The organism is Nocardia sp. 852002-20019_SCH5090214, from assembly GCF_001665865.1.
In the GTDB taxonomy this organism is placed as follows: domain Bacteria; phylum Actinomycetota; class Actinomycetes; order Mycobacteriales; family Mycobacteriaceae; genus Nocardia; species Nocardia nova.
In genome coordinates this window covers 1-3,534 of the sequence record NZ_LZMK01000337.1, presented here as the reverse complement: position 1 = coordinate 3,534, position 3,534 = coordinate 1, and the positions used below count along the sequence as shown (strand labels likewise).

The window sequence follows — 3,534 nt, the reverse complement described above, 5'->3', positions numbered from 1 at the left end:
CGCCCAGCAGGCTCGCCCACCGGTCGACCTCCAGCCGCTCCGGAGCGACCGCAATCCGCATCGCCGCCGTCGCCTGCTCTCGAGTCAGCTGACGGCCGGGCAGGTAATCGACCACCCACAGCGAATCGCCGACGTAGTCGGCGTGATGGGTGGTCCCCGCGCTGGTCAGATGCCCGTCGACCTCCTGCACCGACGGGATCGTGGGAGCAGCAGCTCGCTGCCAGATATCGCGAGTCCAAACTTCGGGAAGGTTCATCGCGACTCCTCTCGTCGTTCTCGATGCGAGTGGCGGGCCGCTCTACCAGCCGTGTCCACCCGTGTGCGCGCTGCGCACACAACCAAGTATGTGTGCGAACGCTAACGCGCACAAGAGCGCACACGAAAAATGTGCGCTTATTTGTGCGCAGCGCGCACACGCGCACACGAGTGTTAGCCTGAAGTGGAGAAACACGAGAAAGGACAGAGCACGTGGCTCCGAACCTTCAGCGGCCCGAGCCGGTCTACATGCAGCTGGTCGCCTATTACCGAGACCAGATCATCGGCGGTGATCTGCGCGATGGACAGCGTTTGCCGCCCGTTCGCGAGATCGCCGAAGAGTGGAAGGTCGCTCACACCACAGCAGCCAAGGCGCTGCGGCAACTCGCATCCGAGGGGCTGGTGACCACCAGTAACCAGGGCGCGTTGGTGACCTACACCGAATCGAACAGCTTCAGCCCGGAACTCCGGCTGGCGTCAGTCCGGCGGGGGCGAGTGATCTACCCGCACGGTTCCTCCCGCCGCATCTCGGCGGAACTGATCACCGCACCCGAGGACATCGCCACCAAGATGGGTATCGAGCCGGGAGACCAGGTCATCCGGCGTGAGCGAGTGACACTGAACGGCAATGCTCCCGTCCAGTGGTCGGTCTCCTGGATGCCTGGCGAATTCGCCGAGCCTGCGCCGGAACTCCTGTCGTTGGAGGCCCTGCCGAAGGGCACCATCAGCCTGATCAAGGACAGGACCGGTCGCTTCCCCGCGTTGGGTAAGGACTACTACCGGCACTGCGCCGACCACGCCGACGCCCTGGCCGCCGAGCGACTCGAAGTCACCGAGGGCTCCCCGGTGCTTATCGTCGAGAACTACTGGCCCGACGAGCAGGGCATGGTCGAGTTCGGTATCTCCGTCACCCCCCGAGGCATCTGGGTATGACCGCGTCGGGAACAACAACAGTGGCGGCTGAGCCAGCCTCAGCCGCCATCGAATCTGCGCTCGCTGCTGATATCGGCGCCGTAGCCGCCGTTCTACGTGAGCTGATCGTGAACGCTGACAACCCGGCCGTGGTTGGAGAACTGTCGACTCTGCTGGAGCGGCACGCCTCCGTCCTCGCCCGCCGCACCGCTGGTCTCGGCGGCGGCCTGGCCGATCTCGACGGAGTTGCCCTCGCTGACTTCACGCGGGTAGTGGTTCCGCCCGAGCTGCGCGCTGTGATCGGCCGGCACCCGGAAGGAGACATGCTGTGACACAGAGTCATCCGTCAACTGACCAGGCGATCGAGTCCAACCGCGCTCTATGGGACGAGTGGGCGAAGATCCACGCCGAAGGTGACTGGTACGACCTCGCCGCCGTCCGAGCAGGGGCCGACAAGCTACGGCCGTACGAGATCGAGGAGGTCGGCGACGTCGCAGGTAAAAGCCTGCTGCACCTCCAATGCCAGATCGGAACAGACTCCATCGCATGGGCGCGGCGCGGCGCGGCCGTCACCGCCGTCGACTTCTCCCCTGTCGCCATCGGGGTAGCGACACAGCTCGCACAGGATGCCGGCGTGGACGCTCAGTTCGTCGTCTCCGATGTGATGCGACTGCCCGAGAACCTCACGGGGACATGGGACATCGTCTACGCCAGCCGTGGGATCCTCGGCTGGCTTCCCGACCTCACTGCATGGGCAGAGGTAGTCGCCCACTTCCTCGCCCCAGGCGGGATCTTCTATCTGACCGACATTCACCCTGTCGCGAAAGCCGTCGACGACCACTCTCCAGAGTTCCGGGTAGGTCGCCCCTACTGGTCCCGGTCCGAGCCGATCCGGCACGAGGTCCGCGGCACCTACGCAGACCCCGATGCTGACGTCGAGTCCACCGACAAGTTCCTGTGGGCACACAGCACCGGCGAGCTTCTTACCTCAATCGCGCAGGCTGGCCTCTGCCTCGAGTTCTTCCACGAATTCCCATGGCTGGACCGCCCCTGGCCCTCGCTGCTCAAGCAGTCCGACCGGGAGTACCTGCCGCCCAACGGAATCGAGCTACCACTCACCTTTTCCCTGCGGGCCCGCAAGTTCTGACCAGCCACATGGGCCGCACAAACTGTCCGAGTGGGTTCTACGGCGCGCCTCCCATGCTCTGGAAGGTAATAGAGCTAGTTATTACGTCATGCCTAGACCTGCAAAGCTCCCCCCAACCACACCGGTGGGGGTGAACCTCTCCCGCGAAGTGGTCGCCGCGATCGAACAGGCGGCAGAGCAGCGTGGCATCAACAAGCGCACGTTGTTTGAGATCGCCCTACGGCGTGAGCTTGGATTGCCGGACTACCCAGGACTTCCGAACCCAGACCAGACCGAATTGAAGATGCCGGCATAAGCCGGTCCCCACCGTTCCTGCGCGGTGGGACCCCTAAACGAAGGAAGACCTCCCGGTTGCACCCGAGAGGTCTTCGATGGCCCACCCATCCCTGAGAGGCCGACGCTTGGTAAGCGGCTTTCAGGGTAGCAAGCACGATTGTTCGGTAACAACAACCCCCGCTACCTGCGGTGGTTACGGTTTTGCGAACAGTTCGGCTGAGCTGCCCTTCCTTGTATCGGCGGGAGTTTCCGACACGCCCGCACCGCGGTTTCGTCACCGCGCTTACCTCGCTGCGCTGGACGCGGCGCTGTATGTCGGCCGTTATGTGTTGCTCGCAGCCGACAACACTTCACCGCGTCGGGTGGTCACCCGCGCCGAGGCTCTCGCGGCCCTGGCCGCTGAGGAATGCGCCTCGGTCGCCGGGCGGCTGGCGGAGGGCTTGTTGGGTGCTGATATCGACGCCACCGACGCGGAGGTGGGCGATGCGTGCGCGGAGGCGCTGGTGGCCTGGTGTGTGCGGCACGGGTTGCCGTATGTGGTGCGCGAGAGTGGCCGCGCGGGTGGGCGTCACGTGATCGCGGTGGTCACCGATGCGAAGGTTCCGGTGCGGGAGTGGGCGCGGTTGTGCCGCCGCTTGTCCCGGCTCTACGACACCTCGGTCCAAGACCGCACCGGCCAGCATCTGCGGTTGTTGAGCGCACCGCACCGTATCGGGCTGCCCGCGCCGGTCATCGCCTGCACCGCGACCCCGGCCGCCGTGCTCGACGCTGTGGCCATCACGTCGAAGGCCCGCGCTGACAGGAAGATTCGTGATGGCCGGCGGCGGCCGCTGAAGCTCCGCGCTGGTGTCGTCGATGGCAGCCGGTCGGCGCGGGAGTTCGGGGTGTCGTGCGCGTTGGCGCGTGCCGACTACAGCGCGGCGCAGGCCTGGACGGTAGTAGCT

5 protein-coding genes and 1 pseudogene are annotated in these 3,534 nt (G+C 65.5%); 5 read left to right on the top strand and 1 reads right to left on the bottom strand.

The window, feature by feature from the left end; translation table 11 throughout:
• On the bottom strand, positions 1–256 hold a 256-nt coding region (locus tag A5780_RS26590; protein WP_082976745.1), incomplete at its 3' end, for a hypothetical protein.
• Between the two features lie 212 nt (positions 257–468).
• On the opposite strand from A5780_RS26590, the gene A5780_RS26585 reads away from it, so the two are divergent.
• The 5 genes and pseudogenes from A5780_RS26585 to A5780_RS26570 form a co-directional block, all read left to right on the top strand.
• Entirely contained in the window at positions 469–1,188 is a 720-nt protein-coding gene (locus tag A5780_RS26585; RefSeq protein ID WP_064909992.1) for a GntR family transcriptional regulator, read from the top strand.
• Positions 1,185–1,499 (top strand): hypothetical protein, encoded by a 315-nt coding sequence (locus A5780_RS40320; protein WP_156769678.1) that lies wholly within the window; start codon positions 1,185–1,187, stop codon positions 1,497–1,499. The genes A5780_RS26585 and A5780_RS40320 overlap by 4 nt, the downstream gene beginning before the upstream one ends.
• Positions 1,496–2,314, top strand: coding sequence for a bifunctional 2-polyprenyl-6-hydroxyphenol methylase/3-demethylubiquinol 3-O-methyltransferase UbiG (locus A5780_RS26575; protein WP_064909988.1), 819 nt, complete (start codon positions 1,496–1,498; stop codon positions 2,312–2,314). The genes A5780_RS40320 and A5780_RS26575 overlap by 4 nt, the downstream gene beginning before the upstream one ends.
• A 130-nt stretch (positions 2,315–2,444) precedes the next feature.
• The gene (locus A5780_RS40315) at positions 2,445–2,609 is read left to right on the top strand and encodes a hypothetical protein (protein ID WP_156769677.1); all 165 of its coding nucleotides are present in this window, start codon (positions 2,445–2,447) and stop codon (positions 2,607–2,609) included.
• A 310-nt stretch (positions 2,610–2,919) separates the two neighbouring features.
• Positions 2,920–3,534 (top strand): annotated as a pseudogene (locus tag A5780_RS26570) (hypothetical protein); the annotation flags it as partial.